General features: G+C 71.0%; 17 protein-coding genes. 5 read left to right on the top strand and 12 right to left on the bottom strand.

Annotated elements, in window-relative coordinates; genetic code table 11:
- A partial coding sequence (locus E1181_RS28875) for an ABC transporter permease (protein WP_132679576.1) occupies nt 1-786 on the top strand: 786 nt, incomplete at its 5' end.
- A 16-nt stretch (nt 787-802) separates the two neighbouring features.
- The gene (locus tag E1181_RS28870) at nt 803-1993 is read left to right on the top strand and encodes a macrolide family glycosyltransferase (RefSeq protein WP_132679575.1); all 1191 of its coding nucleotides are present in this window, start codon (nt 803-805) and stop codon (nt 1991-1993) included.
- A 143-nt stretch (nt 1994-2136) separates the two neighbouring features.
- Here the strand turns inward: E1181_RS28870 and E1181_RS28865 are convergent, their stop codons facing one another.
- Nucleotides 2137-2880 carry a TetR family transcriptional regulator gene (locus E1181_RS28865; RefSeq protein WP_132679574.1) on the bottom strand — a complete coding sequence of 248 codons (744 nt, stop codon included), beginning with the start codon at nt 2878-2880 and terminating at the stop codon, nt 2137-2139.
- A 138-nt stretch (nt 2881-3018) separates the two neighbouring features.
- On the opposite strand from E1181_RS28865, the gene E1181_RS28860 reads away from it, so the two are divergent.
- Together E1181_RS28860 and E1181_RS28855 are read left to right on the top strand one after the other, a co-directional pair.
- On the top strand, nt 3019-4173 hold the full coding sequence (locus E1181_RS28860) for an acyl-CoA dehydrogenase (protein WP_132679573.1): 1155 nt from the start codon (nt 3019-3021) through the stop codon (nt 4171-4173).
- A gap of 132 nt (nt 4174-4305) precedes the next feature.
- Entirely contained in the window at nt 4306-4764 is a 459-nt protein-coding gene (locus E1181_RS28855) for a DoxX family protein (RefSeq protein ID WP_132679572.1), read from the top strand.
- Here the strand turns inward: E1181_RS28855 and E1181_RS28850 are convergent.
- Nucleotides 4758-5234 (bottom strand): YkvA family protein, encoded by a 477-nt coding sequence (locus E1181_RS28850; RefSeq protein WP_132679571.1) that lies wholly within the window; start codon nt 5232-5234, stop codon nt 4758-4760. The genes E1181_RS28855 and E1181_RS28850 overlap by 7 nt on opposite strands.
- Nucleotides 5235-5299: 65 nt before the next feature.
- Between E1181_RS28850 and murJ the strand changes: the two genes are divergently transcribed.
- Entirely contained in the window at nt 5300-6973 is a 1674-nt protein-coding gene (gene murJ, locus E1181_RS28845; RefSeq protein ID WP_235877125.1) for a murein biosynthesis integral membrane protein MurJ, read from the top strand.
- A gap of 1 nt (nt 6974) precedes the next feature.
- On the opposite strand, the gene E1181_RS28840 is transcribed toward murJ, so the two are convergent.
- The 10 genes from E1181_RS28840 to E1181_RS28790 all read right to left on the bottom strand — a co-directional run bounded on the left by E1181_RS28840 (nt 6975) and on the right by E1181_RS28790 (nt 20488).
- Nucleotides 6975-7700 (bottom strand): type 1 glutamine amidotransferase, encoded by a 726-nt coding sequence (locus E1181_RS28840; protein WP_132679570.1) that lies wholly within the window; start codon nt 7698-7700, stop codon nt 6975-6977.
- Nucleotides 7697-9091 carry a Mur ligase family protein gene (locus tag E1181_RS28835; RefSeq protein WP_132679569.1) on the bottom strand — a complete coding sequence of 465 codons (1395 nt, stop codon included), beginning with the start codon at nt 9089-9091 and terminating at the stop codon, nt 7697-7699. Before E1181_RS28835 ends, E1181_RS28840 begins: the two co-directional genes overlap by 4 nt.
- 811 nt (nt 9092-9902) lie before the next feature.
- The gene (locus tag E1181_RS28830) at nt 9903-10520 is read right to left on the bottom strand and encodes a LysM peptidoglycan-binding domain-containing protein (RefSeq protein WP_132679568.1); all 618 of its coding nucleotides are present in this window, start codon (nt 10518-10520) and stop codon (nt 9903-9905) included.
- 423 nt (nt 10521-10943) lie between these two features.
- Nucleotides 10944-11840: an NrfD/PsrC family molybdoenzyme membrane anchor subunit gene (gene nrfD, locus E1181_RS28825; protein WP_235877124.1), complete on the bottom strand. Its 897-nt coding sequence runs from the start codon at nt 11838-11840 to the stop codon at nt 10944-10946.
- The gene (locus E1181_RS28820) at nt 11837-12700 is read right to left on the bottom strand and encodes a 4Fe-4S dicluster domain-containing protein (RefSeq protein WP_132679566.1); all 864 of its coding nucleotides are present in this window, start codon (nt 12698-12700) and stop codon (nt 11837-11839) included. The genes nrfD and E1181_RS28820 overlap by 4 nt, the downstream gene beginning before the upstream one ends.
- Before the next feature lie 2 nt (nt 12701-12702).
- Nucleotides 12703-15978 (bottom strand): formate dehydrogenase, encoded by a 3276-nt coding sequence (fdh, locus tag E1181_RS28815; RefSeq protein WP_235877126.1) that lies wholly within the window; start codon nt 15976-15978, stop codon nt 12703-12705.
- Between the two features lie 56 nt (nt 15979-16034).
- Nucleotides 16035-16676: a pyridoxamine 5'-phosphate oxidase family protein gene (locus E1181_RS28805; RefSeq protein ID WP_132679564.1), complete on the bottom strand. Its 642-nt coding sequence runs from the start codon at nt 16674-16676 to the stop codon at nt 16035-16037.
- Between the two features lie 132 nt (nt 16677-16808).
- A complete protein-coding gene (locus E1181_RS28800) occupies nt 16809-17843 on the bottom strand; it encodes a PDR/VanB family oxidoreductase (RefSeq protein WP_132679563.1) in 1035 nt (344 codons plus the stop codon).
- On the bottom strand, nt 17844-18725 hold the full coding sequence (locus E1181_RS28795) for a metal-dependent hydrolase (RefSeq protein WP_132679562.1): 882 nt from the start codon (nt 18723-18725) through the stop codon (nt 17844-17846). It lies immediately after the preceding gene.
- A gap of 8 nt (nt 18726-18733) precedes the next feature.
- Nucleotides 18734-20488, bottom strand: coding sequence for an SDR family oxidoreductase (locus E1181_RS28790; RefSeq protein WP_132679561.1), 1755 nt, complete (start codon nt 20486-20488; stop codon nt 18734-18736).
- Nucleotides 20489-20668 lie beyond the last annotated feature (180 nt).

Below are 20668 nucleotides of genomic sequence, written 5' to 3'. Positions count from 1 at the left end.
CACCGATGGCGCGGCGCCTCCTACCCCACCCAGATCCGCGTGCTCACGGGCCGTTCGCTGCGCGCCGTGGTCAAGGACCCGCGCGTGGTGATCTTCAGCCTGCTCCAACCGCTGATCATGCTCGTGCTGTTCAGCCAGGTCTTCGGCAAGGCCATGATGGGCGACGTCGCCTCCCAGGGCGGCAGCTACATCAACTACCTGATGCCGGCCATCCTGGTCACCACCGGCATCGGAGCCGCCATGCAGTCCGGCGTCGGGCTGGTCAGCGACATGAAGAACGGCGTCATCGCCCGCTTCCGCGCGCTGCCGATCGGGATGAGCTCGGTGCTCATCGCCCGCAGCCTGTCGGATCTCGTGCGCACCGCGGTGCAGCTGATCGTGCTGCTGACGGTCGCCTCCCTCGTGTTCGGCTTCGCCCCGGCCGGGGGCCTGGCCGGCACGCTCGGCGCGTTCGGCCTCGCCCTGTTCGTCAGCTGGTCGCTGTCGTGGATCTTCCTCGCGCTCGGCGCCTGGCTGCGCAAGGAGGAGGTCATGCAGAGCATCGGGTTCCTGGCGATGTTCCCGCTGATGTTCGCCTCCAGCGCGTTCGTCCCCATCCAGGCGCTGCCGGACTGGCTGAGCATCGTCGCCAGGATCAACCCGCTGACCTACGCCGTGGACGCCTCCCGCAACCTCTCGCTGGCCCTGCCCACCGGCACCGGCGTGATCTCCGCGCTGGCCACCAGCGCCCTGCTGTGCGCCATCGGCATCGCCATCGCGGGCCGCGGCTTCCGCCGCCCGCTGTAACCACCTCCGAGGAGCCATGAAGAAGCACTTCCTGTTCACCAGCGTGCCCGCGTTCGGGCACGTCAACCCGACGCTGGCGCTGGTCACCGAATTGCTCGACCGCGGCCACCGGGTCACCTACGCCGTCGGCACGGACGCGATCGAGCCCGTGCGCGCCACCGGGGCCGAGGTGATCGAGCTGCCGACCAAGATCCCCGAGGTCGGCGGCCGCGGGCAGCACTTCACCCCCGAGCGCATGCGGACCATGGCCGAGTTCTTCGTCGACGACGTCCGAAAGTGCTTGCCGGTGCTGCTCGCGCACTTCAGCGACGCTCCGCCGGACGCGGTGTGCAGCGACGGCATGACCACCTACGGCCGGATGCTGGCCGAGAAGCTCGGAATCCCGGCGATCGCGCTGGTCCCCAACTTCGCGGGCAACGAGAAGTTCGACCTGCGCACCGCGGTGATGGCCGAGCACGCCCAGGCCGTGGGCTTCCCGCCACCGGAGGCCCTGCACCAGCTCGAATCCGAGCTGAGCGAGCTCGGTGCCGAATTCGGCGTCGAGGCACCGAGTTTCATCGGCGGAGCCCCGGCGGCGCTGAACCTGGTGTTCCTGCCCGAGGAGTTCCAGCTCGAGCACGAGACCTTCGACGAGCGCTTCCGGTTCATCGGGCCGCTGCTGGGAGACCGCGCGAACGAGCCCTACTCCCCCGCCGATCCCCAGCGCCCGTTGCTGTTCATCTCCCTGGGAACGGCGTTCAACGAACGCCCGGAGTTCTACCGGCTGTGCATCGAGGCGTTCGCCGACGGCCCGTGGCAGGTCGCGATGTCGGTCGGTTCGCGCATCGACCTGGCCGACATCGGCGAGATCCCGCCCACCTTCGACGTCCGCCGATCGTTCCCGCAGCCCGCCGTGCTGCGGCACGCGGAGGCGTTCGTCTCGCACGCCGGGATGAACTCGACCATGGAGTCGCTCCACGCCGGGGTGCCGCTCATCGCCGTGCCGCAGATGCCCGAGCAGTCGGCCAACGCCGCCCGCGCCGAGGAGCTGGGTCTCGGGACCGCGCTCGACTCCGAGACCGTCACCGCGGCCGAGCTGCGCGAGGCGGTCGACCGGGTGGCCGTCGACCCGAGCGTTCGCACCAACCTCGCCCGCTTGCGCGATGTGGTGCGGTCCTCGGGCGGCGCTCCCGCGGGCGCCGACGCCATCGAGGCCTTCGTGGGCTGACGGCTCTCCCCTTCCATGCGGGGCGGCCGGCTGTGTCCAGGTGAACCGTCACCCGCCTCGCGTTGATTTCGTTCGACACTGAAGCCATGAATGTAATCAACACGTGACTGCTGGAGATCATCTCGGCACTGAGTGCCGTGGGTTCAGCGCTCGATTCCGCGCAGGGCTTCCTGCACCTGCTTGAGGACCACCTCGGCCGACGCCGAGGTGCGCACCGCCGCCACCACGACCGACTCCGGGCCGGCATCGGACCCTCCCCCGGGCCACTGACCCGAGAGGGCGTCGCTGAGCTTGCCGGTCGCGTGCCGCAACGCCGCCCTGGCATCGAGCTCTCCCCCGCTGCGCAGCCACTGGCGCAGCACGTGGTTGTGAGCGGCGACCACCGCCGCAGCGGCCACCGCCGCGTGCAGCTCGCCATCGGGCTGGTCGGCGAAGCGGGCTCGCAAGTAGCGGGCGAAGACGCGCTGGTAGCGGTCGATGCTCGCGATCTCCTTGTCCCGCAAGGAGGAAACCTGCCTGGTCAGCTCCGAGCGCTTGCGCGAGACCTCGGGCTCCTCCAGGTACATCCCGAGCACGAACTCCGCAGCCTCCCCCAGCACCAGCAGCGGTTCCGCGTCGGGGGAAGCGGCCTCCAGGAGCTCCACGACTTCGGCCAGCCGCTCGTCGTGCCCGGGGAACACGACGTCCTCCTTGGACCGGAAGTACCGGAAGAAGGTCCGCCTGCCGACCCCGGCGGCCTCGGCGATCTGGTCCACAGTGGTCGCCTCGAAGCCCTGCTCGGCGAACTTCTCCAGCGCCGCGACCGCGATCGCGCTGCGCACCTTCCGGCGGCCGTGCGGAGTTCGTCCGGAACGGGACTTGGGCGCCGCAGCGACTGCCTCGGACATGGCCGGAATATAGCACCGGTGAATTGCTAGTGGCACTCAGTGCCGTTAGGATGACGGCGATATCGGTCCGCCACGTGACGCAGGCGGCATTGCGACGAAACCCGCCGCGGCGATGCGACGGGACTAGGGAGGGACCCGGTGGACCCGAACTTCGGCACCTACCAGCTCGCCGAGGAGCACGACGCGCTGCGCGACGCGGTGCGCGCCCTCGCCGAGAAGGAGATCGCGCCCCACGCGGCGGAGGTCGACGAGCAGGAGCGCTACCCCAAGGAAGCGCTCGAAGCGCTGGTCAAGGCGGGTTTCGCCGCGACCCACATCCCCGAGGAGTACGGCGGCGAGGGCGCCGACTCGGTGGCCACCTGCATCGTCATCGAAGAGGTCGCGCGCGTGTGCGGCTCCTCCTCGCTGATCCCGGCGGTGAACAAGCTCGGCACCATGCCGATCATCCTGTCGGCCTCCGAGGACCTCAAGAAGCAGGTGCTGCCCTCGATCGCCAGCGGTGAGACCACCGCGTCCTACGCGCTGTCCGAGCGCGAGGCCGGCTCGGACGCCGCGGCGATGAAGACCCGCGCCCGCCTCGACGGCGACCACTGGGTGCTCAACGGCAGCAAGTGCTGGATCACCAACGGCGGAGTGTCGAAGTGGTACACGGTCATGGCCGTGACCGACCCGGAGAAGGGCGCCAACGGCATCAGCGCCTTCGCCGTGCACGCCGACGACTCGGGCTTCACCGTCGGGCCGAAGGAGAAGAAGCTCGGCATCAAGGGCTCCCCGACCGTCGAGCTGTACTTCGAGGACGCCACCATCCCGGCCGACCGCATCATCGGCGAGCCGGGCACCGGGTTCAAGACCGCGCTCAAGACCCTGGACCACACGCGTCCGACGATCGGCGCGCAGGCCGTGGGCCTCGCGCAGGGCGCGCTGGACCAGGCGCTGGCCTACGTCAAGGAGCGCAAGCAGTTCGGCAAGTCCATCTCCGAGTTCCAGGGCGTGCAGTTCATGCTCGCCGACATGGCGATGAAGGTGGAATCGGCCCGCCAGATGGTCTACGTGGCCGCGGCCCGCGCCGAACGCGGCGAGCCCAACCTCGGGTTCATCTCCGCCGCCGCGAAGTGCTTCGCCTCGGACGTGGCCATGGAGGTCACCACCGACGCGGTGCAGCTGTTCGGCGGCGCGGGCTACACCCGCGACTTCCCTGTCGAGCGCATGATGCGCGACGCCAAGATCACCCAGATCTACGAGGGCACCAACCAGGTCCAGCGCATGGTCATGGCGCGCAACCTGCTCAAGTGACGCCCTGACGCTGTTCGGCCCCGGCGGGACTGCCCGCCGGGGCCGAACAGTCTGAGCGGTCCGAGATGTCGGTTCTCTCGATCGCCGTGACACTGGTGCTTCGACGCTAGGTGTTTCAACACGGGAGTCGCCATGACCGCGCTTCGGAGCCTGCTCACACTGCTCGGCCGCATCGGGGTCGGGATCATCCTCATCGCGCACGGGTGGCAGAAGCTCATGATCTGGGGCATACCGGCCACGACCGAGAACTTCGGCAAGATGGGGATCCCCTTCCCGCAAGTCGCCGCCTGGTACGCGACCGTCGTGGAGCTCGCCGGCGGGATCCTGCTGATCCTCGGCCTCGCGCTACCGCTGGTCGGGCTAGCCGTGGCCATCGACATGGCAGGGGCAATCCTGTTCGTGCACCTGCCGCACGGCCTGTTCGCGCCGAACGGCTTCGAGCTGCCCCTCGCCGTCGGCGCCGCCACCCTCGCGATGAGCTTCAACGCGGGCACCTGGTCGGTCGACCACGGGCTGTTCGGCCGCCGCAAGAACCGCCGCCGGGCCGATGACGAACGCGAAACCCACTACGAGCAGGGCGACTCCTACTGAGGCTCGCCGGGCTCGACCTCGCGCGGCTGCTCCCGGGCGGCGATGTAGTTGCCCGACTCCGCGTAGAGGCTGGTCAGCAACCAGCTCGCGACGCCGATGTCATCGCCGATGCCCAGCAGCGGCAGGAACTCCGGGATGAAGTCGATCGGCGAGACCAGGTAGACCAGGGCGATCAGCCACAGCAGCAGCTGGTAGCGCGGGAGTTCGGGATTGCGGCCGCGCGCGGTCGTGCCCACCATCGCGGGGACCGCGCGGATCCGGGCGATCGGCGAACCCGCCGCACCCGCTCGGTGCGCGCGCACCGCGGCCCGCACCGGTGACCGGCGCAGCCGTGCCACCAGGCCCGCGAGGCTGATGCCCAGTCCCGCGGCCATCAGGCCGACCGGCAGCAGCCAGCCTCCCGCGTCACCGCCGAGCACGACGGCCACCACCGCTCCGGCGATCAACAGCACGACCCCGAACACGATCACGCGCGCTCCCTTCCGCAGGCGTTGCGATCAGCCTGCCACGGACCGGCTCCACCCGGCGAGACCGGGTGTTTCGTGGCACCTTCAGCATCGAGCGCGCCGACGGGAGGGGCTACGTGGTCGATCAGGCCGACACCGGTGTCCGACGACCTTCACTGGCCCGCGCGAGCGCGGCGATGGCGGTGGCCACCGCGACCAGCAGGGTCAGCGGTCTGCTCGCCAAGGTGCTGCTGGTGGTGGTGCTCGGGCTGGGCATGGTCAACGACTCCTACACCGTGGCCAACACCCTCCCGACCGTGGTCAACGAGCTGCTGCTGGGCGGTGTGCTGACCAGCATCGCCGTGCCGCTGCTGGTGCGGGCCCAGCAGGAGGGACCGAAGCAGGGCGAGTCCTACGCGCAGTGGATGATCACCATGGGCGGCGTGCTGCTCGCGGTCGCCACCGCCGCAGCGGTCGCCTGCGCCGGTCTGCTCACCGCGCTCTACCTGGGTGCCGACACCCGCGCCAACGCGGAGCTGACCACGGCGTTCGCCTACCTGCTGCTGCCGGGCATCGTCTGCTACGGCATGTCGGCGCTGCTGCAGGCGATCCTCAACGTGCGCGGCGTCTTCGGCACTCCCGCGTGGGCCCCGGTGTTCAACAACCTCGTCGTCATCGCCACCGTGATCGTCTACGCGCTGGTGCCCGGGGAGATCTCCACCGACCCGGTGCGCATCGGCGAGCCGAAGCTCCTGGTGCTGGGCCTGGGAACGCTGGCGGGGATCACCACGCAGCTGCTGGTGATGGTGGTGTCGCTGCGGCGCAGCGGTTTCCGGTACCGGTGGCGGTGGGGCTGGGACCGGCGCCTGTCGGAGTTCGGCGGCCTGGCCGGGTGGGTCGTGCTCTACACGCTGATCAGCCAGGCCGGGATGGTCGTGATCACCCGGGTCACCGCGCAGGGCACGCCGGGCAGCGTGGCGACGTTCAACTACGCCTGGCTGCTCTCCCAGGTCCCCTACGGCGTGCTGGGAGTGTCGCTGCTGACCGCGTTGATGCCGCGCATCAGCGAGGCCGCCGCAGCGGGCAGGACGCGGGCGTTCGTCGACGACGTCGCGTGGGGTACGCGGATGACCGCGGTGCTGCTGATGCCGGTGAGCGCGCTGCTGGTGGTGGCGGGCGGCCCGCTGGCGGTGGCGTTCTTCTCGCTGGGGGCCAGCGACGTGGCCGCCGCGGGACGGCTCGGATGGGCGCTGGCCGCCGCGGCGGCCGGGGTCGTGCCGTTCGGGATCACCATGCTCCAGCTGCGGGCGTTCTACGCGATGCACGACGCGCGCACCCCGACCTGGATCAACGCGATCATGGTCGTGGTGCGCAGCGCGCTGTGCTACCTCGTGCTGGCCACGGTCGATCCGCAGGACCTGGTGCTCGGGGTGACGGCGGCGATGTCGGCGAGCTTCCTGCTGGGAGCGGTCGTCGGGCAGGTCTGGCTGCGCGCCCGCATCGGATCGCTGCGCACGGGCGCGACGCTGCTGGGGTGCGTGCGCGCGCTGGTGGCCGGAGCCGCCGGAGCGCTGTGCTCGCTGGCGGTGCTGGCCGGGGTGCGGTCGCTGACCGGGCCGCTGAGCCCGATGGTCGACGCGTGGATGGCGCTGGTGCTGCACGGGATCGTGGTCCTCGCGGTGAGCCTCGGGGTGCTGGCGCTGCTGCGGGCACCCGAGCTGAAGCCGGCCCTGCAGAAGCTGGGCCGGCTCGCTCGTCGCTGAGCTACTTGCGGTTGCGCACGTGCACGCGGGTCCGTTCGGTGCGCAGCGCCTTGAGCTCGGGCGGGTCCGGCAGGGGCGCCAGCGGCTCGCCGATGGCCCATTCCAGCAGCAGGTCCGCCAGCTTCGGGTTCCGCGCGAGGACCGGGCCGTGCATGTAGGTGCAGATGACGTGGCCGGTGACCGCGCCCTCGGCCTCGTCGTGGCCGTTGCCGGTGCCGCGCACCACCCTGCCCAGCGCGTGCGAGCCGGGGCCGAGCGTGGTGCGGCCGAGGTGGTTCTCGAACCCGGTGAGCATCCCGACCCCGCCCAGGGTGGACTGGGTGGTGACCTCGCCGATGGCTCGTCCCCTCCCGGGTTCGGTCGTGGCGTCGACGAGGCCCAGGCCTTCGTGGCGCTGCCCGTCACCGGTGACGAAGCTCGTGCCCAGCACCTGCAGCCCGCCGCAGATGCCCAGCACCGGAACCCCGTGCTGCACCGCCCGGGCCAGGCCCCCGCCCCTGCGCAGGAATCGGACGGCGGCGACCTGCGCGACGTCCTCTCCCCCGCCGATGAGGTACAGGTCGCAGTCCTCGGGCACGGCGTCGTCGGAGGAGAGCACGGTGACCAGCTCGCTGCCGATCCCGCGCCAGCGGAGGCGTTGTGCCAGCACGATCGCGTTCCCGCGGTCGCCGTAGGTCCCGAGCAGGTCGGGCAGGACGAGGGCGATGCGGACTCGTTCCCCGGTCATGTGCGGCTCCTGGTGAGCACGTCGCGGAAGGCGGTGTAGTTGGCGATGACGTCGGGAAGGCCGCCGAAGGTGCTGCCGAGGGCGACCTCGACCGTGGAGGCGACGTTGGCCTGCACCCCGGCGTAGCGCAAGCGGACCGCGAGGTCCAGGGCTCGGTCACCCGCGACCTGGACGGACCTGCCGCGCAGCATCTCGAAGTCGACGTCCCACAACCAGGAGACGTCGTAGCCGTCGGCTTCGCGGCTGTTGACGACCAGGACCAGCGGTTCGTCGTTGCCGGAGACCAGGTCGAGCATCTCCAGCCAGCTGGCGGGGTTCTTGGCCAGCAGCAACCGGACCCGGCGTCCGCCGAGCCGGACGGTGTCGTAACGGCCCGCGGCCTGCGAGATGCGTCGGATCCGGGCGAGCGCGGGGGCTTCCTCGCCGCCGAGGTGCAGAGCCGCGGCCAGGGCGAAGGTGGCGTTGACCCGGTTGACGTGCCCGGGCAGGGCCAGGGCGAGTTCGTGGTGGGTGCCGGCGGCGTCGAGGACTCCGGTGTCGGTGACCTTCCAGTCGGCCGAGGGCCGCGCCAGGCCGCACTGGCAGCGCCAGTCGCGGTCGACGTCACCGATGAAGGCTCCGCACTGGGGGCAGTTCAGCGCGTCGTCGCGCCACCGCACCCCGCCCGAGACCCAGGTGACGTTGGGGTGGCCGGCGGCGGCGAAGACGATGTTGGGGTCGTCGCGGTTGGCGATGACCTGCGCGCCGGGGGCCTGAGCGAGGGCGCGTTGCAGGCTCGCGGCCACGGTGCGCACCTCGCCGACCCGGTCGAGCTGGTCGCGGCTGAGGTTGAGCAGCAGGATCGCGGCGGGTTCGAAGCGGTCGGTGACCTGCGCCAGGTGCAGCTCGTCGACCTCCAGCGCGGCGAACGGGGCGTCGAGCCGGGTCAGCAGGGCGGCGACGTGGCCGTCGAGCATGTTCGCGCCGGTGGCGTTGCTGACGGCCGGGGCTTGCGCGCGCATGGCCTCGGCGACCATCTGGGTGGTCGTGGTCTTGCCGTTGGTGCCGGTGACCATGACGACACGCCGACCGGTTGCCAACCGCTGCAGGAGGTCGGGCTGTAGCGTCAACGCGAGACGGCCACCGATCATGCCGCCGGAGCCGAGACCGAGGCGCTGCGACATCGAGGCGGCCATCCGCCCGGCGTTGATGGCCATGGTGGTGCGCAGGTCCATGCGGCCCGCTTCGGCGGGCTGCTGCTCCGGCGCGGGAACGACCGTCCAGTGCTGGTCGACGCTCTGGCGCTGATCAGGTGGCCGGTGCCGTGCGGTGCTCTGCTGCTCGGGCGCCTGGCGCTGGGCCGGCGTCTGGTCGACCGATGGCTCGTCGGTGTCCCGCGTGGTGTCGGTCATGCGTCCCCTCCCCCCTCAGGCGGCCGTCGCACGCGGCACGCCGGGTCGGCTCAGGGCTGCGCGACACCGCTAATCGGCCGCACCAGGCCGCGCCGCCCTTCGCTTCCTGGCCAGTGTGGCCCGGCTGCGGCGAAACAGCGCGACGATCAATAGCAGGACACCGGTGGTGATGGCGGCTGGTCCGACCCAGCTGTCGAGTCCGGACTCGGCCGCGGCGTCCGCTTGAAGTGCGAGGAGCATCGGGGTCCCCTTTCCGAAGGCCGGGGGTAGGGGCACGCGGGGTGAGTGCGGTCACGTCCATGGTCCGACCGCTTCCCGGGGCGGGGCGCGGTCAACATGCCGGACTTTCCCGCGATCGGGGATCTTTCACCCGCACTGATTCCGCGAGGGCACGCTAGGTGATCAGCGCGCAGGCTCGACAGATCAGAACCGATTTCATGATCTCCGGCTGTTCTCTTGCGGTTGCTGAGGTTTGGGGCCGAACGGCGGATCATTCACGTCCCGCAGCTCACCCGTTGGGGCCTATTGCGGCGATACGCTCGGCGATCAACAAACGTGCAACTATTCTCGGATTTGATCCCGACGGCGTCCGTCACGATCCGAAGGGAGCCGAACATGACCGAACTCGTCCTGCTGCTGGGCTTTCTCGCCTTCGCCGGAATCGGCTGGACCGCGTGGGACATCCGCAACGATCTGCGCCGCCGCAAGCTCAAGTGAGAGGCGCTTCGGCGATCGCAGAAGGGGGACCCCGCCGGAGAGAGGAAGGCGGGGTCCCCCGTTCATGCGCACCCAGGTCCGAAGACGGGGTGGGTCACTTGATGGCGAGCTGCTGGCCCGGGAAGATCAGGTTCGCGTCCTTGATGGCCGAGCGGTTCTTCTCGAACACCGACTCCCAGCTCACGCCGTACTTCTGGGCGATGGAACCGAGGGTGTCACCGGTCTGCACGGTGTAGGTGCCCTCGACCTGGACGGTCTTGCGCACCGGGTTCTTCTTCTTGGTGGTGGACTTCTTCTCGGTGCTCTTCTTGCTGCTGCCCGAGGCGACGTCCTGGTGCTCGGCGCTGCCGCTCTTGCTCAGGCCGGCCTTCTTCGAGCACACCGGCCACGCACCCGGACCCTGAGCCTGCAGCACGCGCTCGGCCACGGCGATCTGCTGGGACTTGCTGGCCTGCGCGGCGTTCGAGGCGTAGCTGGTGCCGCCGTAGGCGGACCAGGTGGACGCGCTGAACTGCAGACCACCGTAGTAACCGTTGCCGGTGTTGATGCTCCAGTTGCCACCGCTCTCGCACTGCGCGACGGCGTCCCAGGTGGACTCCGAGGCCGCGTTGGCCGGCATGGTCATCGCGAACGGCGCGGCGACCATGGCGCCGGCGACGGCGACGCGGGTGACGGTGCGGCGGCTGGGGGTGGACTTGCGGTGCTTGCCCATTTTCTGTCTTCGTCTCCAGCAGCGCCTTCGTGCCGCCTCGACTCCGGCGTCCCGGGTGCTCGGGCCGATTCGACTCGGCCCGCCGCGCCGGGTTCCGGCGGTCGTCACGTCCCTGCCCGCAATGCGTCTCGGGGTTTCGGAGAGCCCGCCGGGCAGGGTTCGGCGCTGCGGACTTCCGGTCTTGCCGTCGGCTCGGGGGCGCCGACGCCGGGCAACGCTACGTAGCTGAAAAGCGTGAACAAAACCGTGAGGCAGTGGCGCTCGTCACAGAAACGTAATCAAGATCGCGACGATGCGGACGTTTCAGCTGGTCATTTCTTGATCAGAAACGCGTTATTCACCTGAAATCAAACCACGCAGGGTGAGAGTTGAACCACTACTCACTCACGTGAGTGACTACCCAACGTCAACATCCGCATTCGATCAGTGCTGCTGCCCACGGACCGAAGACCCTGTTTCGCCCACCCGTTCGCGTTGCGGCTCCACCACGTACCGAGGGTCGCGGGCCGTCTCGCGGCCGGCTTCGAAGACGCCGAAGCGAGTCGCGATCGCCCCGACGGTCAGGCACCCGCCTGCCGCGATCGCCGCCGCGCGGCTGCGTCCGGCCACCAGGGCGAGGCCGGCGCCCACCGCGGTGGCCGCTCGCGCCGTTCGCAGCACCCTACCCGCGCGCCCGGTGCGGTAGGCCTCAGCCGCCAGCCCGAGCCGGGACTCCATGCGCCTGCTCGCGGCCAGCTCCAGCACCGATCCGGCCACCGCCATGCGCCGCGCGGGCCCGGACTCGGCGGGAGCCGCCACCATGCCCACCGCCCCCGCGCTGGACACGGCGCTCCCGGCGAACACGAACGGGAGCTCCCGGTAGCCCTCGTGCCAGCCCGGCACGGCCGTGTCGGACAGCAGCACGGCGGTGTAGGTGGTCATGGCCGGTGCGATCGCGCCCGCCACCACCCCGGCCGCGCGGCCGGGCAGCGGGAGCAGACCCGTGAGCTCGCTGGCCGCCGCGGCCCCGGCCAAGCCGGAGAACGGCGCGAGGATCCACGATCCGACGCTCAGCGGCGAGGTCGGCTTGAGCACCCGCAGCATGGCGAGGAACCGCATCGGACGTCCCAGGTCGTGCACCAGGAAGCCGACGCTGGTCGTCGCGCCCACCGCCGCCGCCAGCCTGCCCGCGCGGGCCAGCCGCCGCCGTCCGGTGAGCTCGGCCAGCAGCGCCATCGTCGACGACGCCCCGGCCATCCCGCCGAGGTAGAGGTAGGCGGGCACGTCCGGGACCTTCCACACCGGTTCCTTGAGGACCGGGCGGCCGTAGTAGGAGGTCACCTTCTCCTCCCTAGGAACGATCCTGCGATGAGCGCGGCGGCGGTGAGCGCGCCCGCGGCCGCGTGCCGCCACATCGAGGGCAGGTCGCGGGTGGTGACCACGGGATCGGGCGGCAGGCCGTAGACCTCGGGGTCGTCGAGCAGCAGGAAGAACGCCCCGTCTCCCCCGACGCCGTCGGTGGGCTCGTGGCCGTAGAGGCGGGCGCTGGTCACGCCCTGCTCGTGCAGTTCGTCGACGCGCATCGCGGCGCGTTCGCGCAGCTCGTCGAGGGGGCCGTACTGGATGGACTCGGTCGGGCACGCGGTGGCGCAGGCCGGCATGAGCCCGGCTCCGAGGCGGTCCTGGCACATCGTGCACTTGGCGGCTCCGCCGGTGTCCGGACGGATGTCGATCACGCCGTAGGGGCAGGCCGGGACGCAGTAGCCGCAGCCGTTGCACACGTCGTCCTGCACCAGCACCGTGCCGTGCTCGGTGCGGATCAGCGCCCCGGTCGGGCACACGTCCAGGCAGGCCGCGTGCGTGCAGTGCTTGCACACGTCGGAGGACATCAGCCAGCGCACCTGCTGCTCGTCCGGTGCGCCGAACTCGGGTATGCCGAGGTCGGCGGGGGTTCCGCGCTGCTCGACGAAGGCCACGTGCCGCCAGGTCGTGCCGCTGAGCGCCTCGGTGTTGTCGTAGGACATGCCGGTGAGGTCCATGCCGTCCTCGGGCAGCAGGTTCCACTGCTTGCAGGCGACCTCGCAGGCCTTGCAGCCGATGCACACGCTGGTGTCGGTGAAGAACCCGGCGCGGGGCTGCGGCGGGTAGCCGGTCTCCCCCGCCGGGTCGGGCAGCGGTCCGGACAGCCGGTTGACGGTCACGTTCAGCCTCCTGCCTGTCTGGGATCGTCGGAGTGCTCGGTACCGGTGCGCTCGTCGATGCCCGCGCGGTCGCGGTACTCGGCGACCAGGCGGTTGAGCGCGGCCGCGCGCGGTCGCCGTCCCGGCCGGACGTCGCAGGCCCCGGCCTTGGTCTCCATGATGTGCACGTTGGGGTCCAGCGCCACGCCGATGAGTTCGTTGGCGGCGTCCCCGGTGGTCAGCCCGTTGGGCCCCCAGTGCCAGGGGATGCCGATCTGGTGCAGGGTGCGGCCGGCGACCCGCAGCGGGCGCATCCGCTCGGTGACCATCACCCGGGCTTCGATGGCGCTGCGGGCGGTGATCACGGTGGCCCAGTCGCCGTGCTCCAGGCCGCGTTCGGCGGCCAGCTGCGGGGAGACCTCCACGAACAGGGCGGGCGCGAGTTCGCTGAGGTGCCGGAGCCACCGGCTCATCCCGCCGGCCGTGTGGTGCTCGGTGAGCCGGAACGTGGTGAACACGTACGGGAAGACCTCGCTGCCGGGTTCGCCCGCGCTGGGCTGGTACCGGTTCTCCGGCCGGGAGTTGATCTGACGTGCGGGATTGCGCTGCTGGTGGGGGTGCAGCAGGTTGGCGACCGGGGATTCCTGCGGCTCGTAGTGCGCCGGGAAGGGGCCGTCGACGAGCCCCGCGGGCACGTAGAGCCAGCCGCGTCCGTCGCTCTGCATGATGAACGGTTCGGTGCCCGCGATGCCCTCGGGTCCGACGGTTCCGTCGTGGGGCCGGTAGTCGGGGCGCTTGGTCTTGTCGAAGTCGGGGACGTCGTGGCCGGTCCACTCGCCGCGTTCGGCGTCCCACCACACGTAGGCCTTGCGCTCGCTCCACGGGCGGCCCTCGGGGTCGGCCGAGGCGCGGTTGTAGAGGATGCGCCGGTTGGCCGGCCACGCCCAGCCCCACTCGGGCGCCACGCGGCTCTGCTGGTGCGCGGGCGTGCGGCGGGCGGACTGGTTGACGCCGTCGGCGGTGACGCCGCAGTAGATCCAGCAGCCGCAGCTCGTGGAGCCGTCGGCGCGCAGCTGCGGATAAGCCGACAGCGGCTCTCCGTTGCCGTCGTGGCCGTTGATCTCGGCGAGCACGGCTTCGGCGCTGGGCTCGTCGAGATCGCCGTGGGTCGGGTAGTCCCAGGTCAGCTCCAGCAGGGCGCGGTCGCGCTCGGTCTCGCCGCTGAGCCTGTCGCGGATGCGGCGGCCGAGGTGGTAGTAGAACCACAGGTCGCTGCGCTGGTCATCGGTGGGTTCGACGGCCTTGTGGTGCCACTGCAGGAGCCGCTGGGTGTTGGTGAAGGTGCCGTCCTTCTCGGTGTGCGAGGCCGCGGGCAGGAAGAAGACCTCGGTGCCGATGTCGGTGGTGCGCATCTCGCCGGTCTCGATCTCGGGACCGTCCTTCCAGAAGGTGGCGGTCTCGATCATGTTGAGGTCGCGCACCACCAGCCAGTCCAGCGCGGCCAGGCCCATGCGCTGCTGACGCGCGTTGGCGGTGCCCACGGCGGGGTTCTCGCCGATGACGAAGTAGCCCTTGCAGCGGCCCTCGATCTGGTCGAGGACGGTCTGGAAGGTGCCGTGGTCGCCGGTGAGCCGGGGCAGCCGGTCGAAGCAGAAGTCGTTGTCGGCGGTGGCGTGCTCTCCCCACCAGGCCTTGAGCAGGCTGACCAGGTAGGAGCGGATGTTGGCCCAGTAGCCGCAGGCGTGCTCGTCGTCGGCGACGAAGGACTCCAGGTCGGTGTCGACGTGGGCGTGCGGCATCGGGATGTAGCCGGGCAGCAGGTTGAACAGGGTCGGGATGTCGGTGGAGCCCTGGATGCTGGCGTGCCCGCGCAGGGCGAGGATGCCGCCGCCGGGCCTGCCGATGTTGCCCAGCAGCAGCTGCAGGATCGAGGCAGCCCGGATGTACTGCGCTCCGACGGTGTGGTGGGTCCAGCCCACGGCGTAGGCGATGGCCGAGGTGCGGTCGCGCCCGGCGTTGGCGACGAGCCGGTCGGCGACCCAGGCGAAGTCGTCCTGGGAGATCCCGCAGATCTCCTCCACCACGTCCGGGGTGTAGCGCGCGTAGTGCCGCTTGAGCAGCTGGAACACGCAGCGCGGGTGTTGCAGCGTGGGATCGGATTCGGGGTGGCCGTGGTAGACGGGCCCGCCGGAGCCGGTGCGCTCGGGTCGGCTGCTCTGGCGCTCACGGCCGTGCCGGGTGCTCGGCGCCTGTTCGGGGCCGTGCCCACCGACGGGCGGGACGGCGTGGCTGCCCTCGTACTGCCACGAGCTGGTTTCGTAGGTGCCGACCTCGGGGTCGAAGCCGGAGAACACGCCGTCGAGGTCCTCGGTGTCGCGGAAGTCCTCGCCGACGATCATCGCCGCGTTGGTGTAGTTGACGACGTAGTCGTGGAAGTGGGCCTCGCGGGTCAGCACGTGGTTGATCAGCCCTCCGAGGAAGGCGATGTCGCTCCCGGCCCGCAGCGCGACGTGCTTGTGCGCCAGCGCCGAGGTGCGCGTGTAGCGCGGGTCGACGTGGATGATCGTGGCGCCGCGCTTCTTGGCCTCCATGACCCACTGGAACCCCACCGGGTGGGCTTCGGCCATGTTGGAGCCCTGGATGAGGATGCAGTCCGATTCGGCGAGGTCCTGCTGGAAGGTGGTGGCGCCGCCGCGCCCGAAGGAGGCACCCAGACCGGGCACCGTGGAGGAGTGTCAAATGCGCGCCTGGTTCTCCACCTGGATCGCGCCGAGGGCGGTGTAGAGCTTCTTCATGAGGTAGTTCTCCTCGTTGTCGAGGGTCGCTCCTCCGAGGCTCGCGATGCCCATCGTGCGCCGCAGCGGCCTGCCGTCGGCGTCGGCGTCCTCCCAGGTGGCGTCCCGGGTGGCCAGCACCCGGTCGGCGATCATGTCCAGCGCGGTGTCCAGGTCGAGGTCTTCCCACTCGGTGCCGTGCGGGCGCCGGTAGCGGACCTTGGTCTCGCGCAGCGGTGAGGTGACCAGTTCGCGCGAGGCCGAGCCCTTGGGGCACAGCCGGCCCCGGCTGATCGGCGAGTCCGGATCGCCCTCGATCTGGGTGATCCGTCCGCCGGAGGTGTAGATCCGCTGGCCGCAGCCGACCGCGCAGTAGGGGCACACCGAACGGGTGACGCTGTCGGCGTCGCTGGTGCGCGCCCGCATCTCGTCGGTGCGCCGGGACCGGGCCGCGGGGCCTCGGGCCAGCCGGTCGGGGCCGGTGAGCTGCCGCAGCACCGGCCAGTTCAGCCACGTGGCCGCCATGACCGGGAGGCTACCCACCTCGTCGATCTCGCACACCTCGCTCACGGGTGAGGCGGTCAGGCCTTCGCGTCGTAGAGGAGCTTGGCGTAGCGCTCGTCGGAGTAGTAGTGCTCCAGCTCGGACATCGAGTCGTTCGGGCGCTCCAGGTTCTTGGCGATGTGCGCTCGGGAGGGCACGGCTTCGGGGTCCCAGGTCCGGCTGTCCCACAGCCCGGATCGCAGGAACGCCTTGGAGCAGTGGTGGAAGACCTCCTCGATCTCCACCAGCAGCACCACGCTCGGGCGGTGGCCCTTGACGACCATGCGCTCGAAGAACGGCGCGTCGCGCAGCAGCCGGGCGCGGCCGTTGATCCGCAGCGTGTCCCCGCGGCCGGGGATGAAGTAGAGGAGCCCGACGTGCGGGTTGGCCAGCACGTTGCGGAAGCCGTCGACGCGGCGGTTGCCGGGGCGTTCCGGGATGGCGATGACCCGCTCGTCGAGCACGTGGGTGAACCCGGCCGGGTCGCCCTTCGGCGAGACGTCGCACCGGCCGTCGGCGTCCGAGGTGGCGACCAGGCAGAACGGGGATGCGGCCAGCCACTCGCGGTCCAGCGCGTGCAGCGCGGGGCGCTGCTTGTCCAGGACCCGCTGCAGCGGTGCGCCGACCACCTCTTCCAGCTCGCCGGTCGAGGTGATCTCGGTCAGGCCTTCGAGTTCCACGGTGCCTCCCAGGTCGCTCCCCACGACCCTACGGCCCGCGCGTCGGCAACCGGAAGCGATTTTCGCGGGACCGCCCGGCTGCACCCCGCCACCGGGCGGCCCCGCTTCCCCTCCGGTCCCCCGACCGGGGCTTCACAGATCGACGGCGATGTGCCCCTGCCCTCGATCCACGCAGATGGCCACGTCATCGCCGCGCGCCCGGCCGCGCCTGCGCACCTGGCCGGACAGCAGCGGGACGTGGCAGGTGCCGCAGAACCCCTGGCGGCACGAGTAGGCGATGTCGGGCAGCACGTCGCCGATCGCTTCCAGCGCGGTGCGGTCTGCAGGTACCTCGACGGTGCGTCCGCTGCGGGTCAGCTCCACGGTGAAGGCCCGTCCGTCGACGATCGGCGGTGCCGAGAAGCGTTCCCAGTGCAGGCCTCTCGCGGTGCTGCCGGGCAGCCCCAGGCGGAGCGCGGTGATCATCGGCACGGGACCGCAGGCGTAGACGGAGGCGCCCAGCGGGGCGTGCGCGAGCAGTTCGCCACCCGCGGCGGGGATGCCGAACTCGGTGTCGGGCCGGATCCACACGCGGTCGGCGGGCAGGCCGGCGAGTTCGTCCAGGAACGGCATCGACGCGCGGGAACGTCCTGCGTAGACCAGCCGCCAGTCGGCTCCGCGCGTCGCGGCGGTGCGGACCATCGGCAGGATCGGCGTGATGCCGATGCCACCGGCGACGAACAGGTAGGAGCGCCCGGCGACGAAGGGGAACGCGTTGCGCGGTCCGCGCGCCACGATCCGGTCGCCCTCGGCGAGCTCGTCGTGGATCTCGCGGGATCCGCCCCCGCCGTCGGGCAGGCGCCGCACCGCGATCCGGTAGTACCGCCGCTCCCCCGGCGGGCCGCACAGCGAGTACTGCCGCTTCCACCCCGACGGCAGCAGCACGTCCAGGTGCGCACCCGGCTGCCAGGCGGGCAGCGCACCGCCGTCGGGCCGGGTCAGCCGCAGGCTGCGGACCCCGTCGGCCTCGGTGCTGATCCGGGAGATCACCAGCGAGAAGTCGTGGTTGACCGGCCGGGGTGGCCCGGCGTCCAGACGGCTGTTGCGGTGCAACCATTCCACTCCGCTGACCACCCGGTGGAGCACGCGCATCAGCCGGTCGGGCCGCGACTGTCGTTCCGCGGTCATCTAGTGCCCTGCCGCCAGCGCCGCGGGTGAGCTCGCCAGGTATTCCACCGCCTGGGCCGTGGAACCGTGCTGCGACGGGTGGTAGCCGGGGCGGAAGAACGCGGGGATCGCGCCGAACAGCGCCCGGTAGCTGGGGGTGAGGCCCAGGCGCCCGGTGCGGATCAGGTCGCGCCAGCGGGGCTTGCGCCTGCCGCGCAGCACCGGGTCGGCGGCCATCAGGAACCGCATCCCGCGCGCCCACAGGATCGTCAGCACCGCCGTCGCCAGCAGCATCGACAGGCAGCGCTGCCAGTACCGGCCGTGGACGTGCTGGTAGACCTCGAAGGCGACCGCGCGGTGCTCGACCTCCTCGGCGCCGTGCCAGCGCAGCAGGTCCAGCATCGTCTCGTCGGCGCCGGCCAGGTCGAGCTCCTCGGCGTCGAGCACCCATTGGCCGAGGAAGGCGGTGAAGTGCTCGATCGCGGCGATCAGCGCCAGCCGCTGCACCAGCCAGGACTCGGCGCGCTTGCCGCGCAGCGGCCGGTCGCCGAGGGTCTTGCGGAACATCCAGCGGACCTGGTCGACGAACGGCCGGGTGTCGAGGCCGTGCGCGTCGAAGTGGTCGATGACGCCCTGGTGCGATTCGGCGTGCACGGCCTCCTGGCCGACGAAACCGCGCACGTCCTCGGCGAGCCGCTCGTCGTTGATCAGCGGCAGCGCCTGCTTGAACACCTCGACGAACCAGCGTTCGCCCTCCGGCAGCACCAGGTGCAGGAAGTTCACCCAGTGGGTGGCGAACGGCTCGCCGGGGAGCCAGTGCATCGGCAGCTGGGACCAGTCGAACTCCACGTCGCGGGCGTGCAGCGCGACGCGGTCGGGGTCGCCGGGGTCGAGTTGCGGCATGCCTCCTCCTACTTGGGCATGAGGTCGGCCCGTGCTGCGGCGCGCAGCAGGCGCGGGGTCAGCCGTGACAGCACCAGTCCGGCACGCGCTTCCGGCGTCACCGGCGCGATCGCCGGAGCCCGGCGGGTCGCGCGCAGGATCTCCTCGGCGGCGCGCTGGGCGCTGTAGTCGCGGCGCTGGTAGAGCTCGGTGGCCGCGCGCCTGCGCTTGGCCTGCTCGGCGTCGTCGGTGCCCGCGAAGCGGCTGCTGGTGGTGATGCCGGTGTTGACCAGTCCCGGGCACACCGCGGTGACCTTGATGCCGTCGGCGGCCAGCTCGACGCGCAGGCACTCGCTCAACCGCAGCACGGCGGCCTTGGTGGTGCTGTAGGCGGGAAGCACCTGGGACGGCAGGTACGCCGCGGCGGAGGCCACGTTGATGATCCGACCGCCTTCGCCGCGCTCGACCATCTGCTGGCCGAACAGGCGGCAACCGTGGATGACGCCCCAGAGGTTGACGTCGATGACGCTCTCCCAATCGGCCACGCTGGTGTCCAGGAACGACCCCGCCAGGCCGATCCCGGCGTTGTTGATCACCACGTCCGGGACCCCGAGCTCGGTCCGCACGCGCAGTGCGAAGTCGCCCATCGCGGTCCGGTCGGTGACGTCCACGCGGTAGGTGGTGGCGGAGTCGCCGAGCAGGTCGGCGGTGCCGCGCAGGGCCTTCTCGTCGACGTCGGCGGCGATGATGTGCGCGCCGGCTTCGGCGAAGGCCTGCGCGGTGGCCCGGCCGATGCCGTTGCCCGCCCCGGTGATGACGACGAGCTGGTCGGCGAAATCGCCGCGTCCGGGGTGGACGCGGGCGCTGCGCAGTCCTCGGGTCTCCTCGCCGCCTTCGACGTGGTCGATGAGTTCGGCGGCGCAGCGGGCCACGAGTTCGGGCCGGCTGCGCGGCAGCCAGTGGCCGCCCGGGAGCCGGCGCACCCTCAAGTCGTCGGCCAGGCCTTCGATCTGGGTCTGCAGGGGTGTGGAGACGAACGGGTCGCCGGTCGGTGCCAGGACCTGCACCGGGACGCTGGTGCGCCGCCGGACCGGATCGCCCAGGCGTCCGGCGTTGGCGCGGTAGAGCTCCAGACCGTTGATGCCGTCCGCGGTGACCGGTCGGGTGGGCTTTCCGGCGGCCTTGGGGTCGAGGCGTTCCAGCGTCGAGATCAGCTTGGGCATGATGCCGCTGCGCCAGGCCAGCTCGGGTACGGCGGGCAGTTGGAAGAACGCGATGTAGGCGGAGAAGGCCAGCTGCGTGGTCAGTTCGCGCAGATCTCGCGGGTTGGGGCGCAGTTTCGAGCGCAGCCACTGGCCGTAGTGGTCCAGGCTCGGGCCGGAGATCGAGGTGTAGGAGGCGATGCGCTCGGCGGCGCGCGGTTCGGTGACGGCGTGCCAGGACTGCACCGATCCCCAGTCGTGCGCCAGCAGGTGCACCGGCCGGTCCGGGCTGACGGCGTCGGCGACGCGGAACAGGTCGTCGGCGAGCTGGTCGACGCGGTAGCCGTCGGTGGTCGCGGGCCGGTCCGACTCGCCCGCTCCGCGCACGTCGTAGGTGACCACCTGGTACCGGTCGGACAGCTCGGCGACCACTCCGTCCCAGATGGTGTGGTTGTCCGGGTATCCGTGGACCGCCAGCACGGTCGGCGCGTCGGGCGGTCCGTGCACCTGCACGGCCAATCCCAGCCGGTCAGCGGTTTCGAGCCGTCGGCTGGTGCTGTTCCGCCACGATGCGCCATTCATGCGCGAAGCCTAACCACGTTGTCAACGGCCGTTGTCACAGTCCCACCTGATCGCACGCCGGAATCACCCGAACTCCCCATCGGCACCCGGATCTCGACGGAAATCGGAACCCGGAATTCCACTGAAATCCGGGTTCCGCACCGGGCGGCGAGGGGCGTTGGCGGGCGGGGAGGTGGGCGG

The organism is Saccharopolyspora terrae, assembly GCF_004348435.1.
Lineage (GTDB): Bacteria > Actinomycetota > Actinomycetes > Mycobacteriales > Pseudonocardiaceae > Saccharopolyspora > Saccharopolyspora endophytica.
Note: the sequence above shows the minus strand (reverse complement) of the source record. Positions and strands in the feature narration are given on the sequence as shown.

Bases quoted from the DNA above. Each gene is read 5' to 3' on its own strand.
- E1181_RS28870 (WP_132679575.1), top strand. From the start codon at position 803: ATGAAGAAGCACTTCCTGTTCACCAGCGTGCCCGCGTTCGGGCACGTC.
- E1181_RS28865 (WP_132679574.1), bottom strand. From the start codon at position 2,880: ATGTCCGAGGCAGTCGCTGCGGCGCCCAAGTCCCGTTCCGGACGAACT.
- E1181_RS28855 (WP_132679572.1), top strand. From the start codon at position 4,306: ATGACCGCGCTTCGGAGCCTGCTCACACTGCTCGGCCGCATCGGGGTC.
- E1181_RS28840 (WP_132679570.1), bottom strand. From the start codon at position 7,700: ATGACCGGGGAACGAGTCCGCATCGCCCTCGTCCTGCCCGACCTGCTC.
- E1181_RS28835 (WP_132679569.1), bottom strand. From the start codon at position 9,091: ATGACCGACACCACGCGGGACACCGACGAGCCATCGGTCGACCAGACG.
- E1181_RS28830 (WP_132679568.1), bottom strand. From the start codon at position 10,520: ATGGGCAAGCACCGCAAGTCCACCCCCAGCCGCCGCACCGTCACCCGC.
- E1181_RS28800 (WP_132679563.1), bottom strand. From the start codon at position 17,843: ATGACCGCGGAACGACAGTCGCGGCCCGACCGGCTGATGCGCGTGCTC.
- E1181_RS28795 (WP_132679562.1), bottom strand. From the start codon at position 18,725: ATGCCGCAACTCGACCCCGGCGACCCCGACCGCGTCGCGCTGCACGCC.
- E1181_RS28790 (WP_132679561.1), bottom strand. From the start codon at position 20,488: ATGAATGGCGCATCGTGGCGGAACAGCACCAGCCGACGGCTCGAAACC.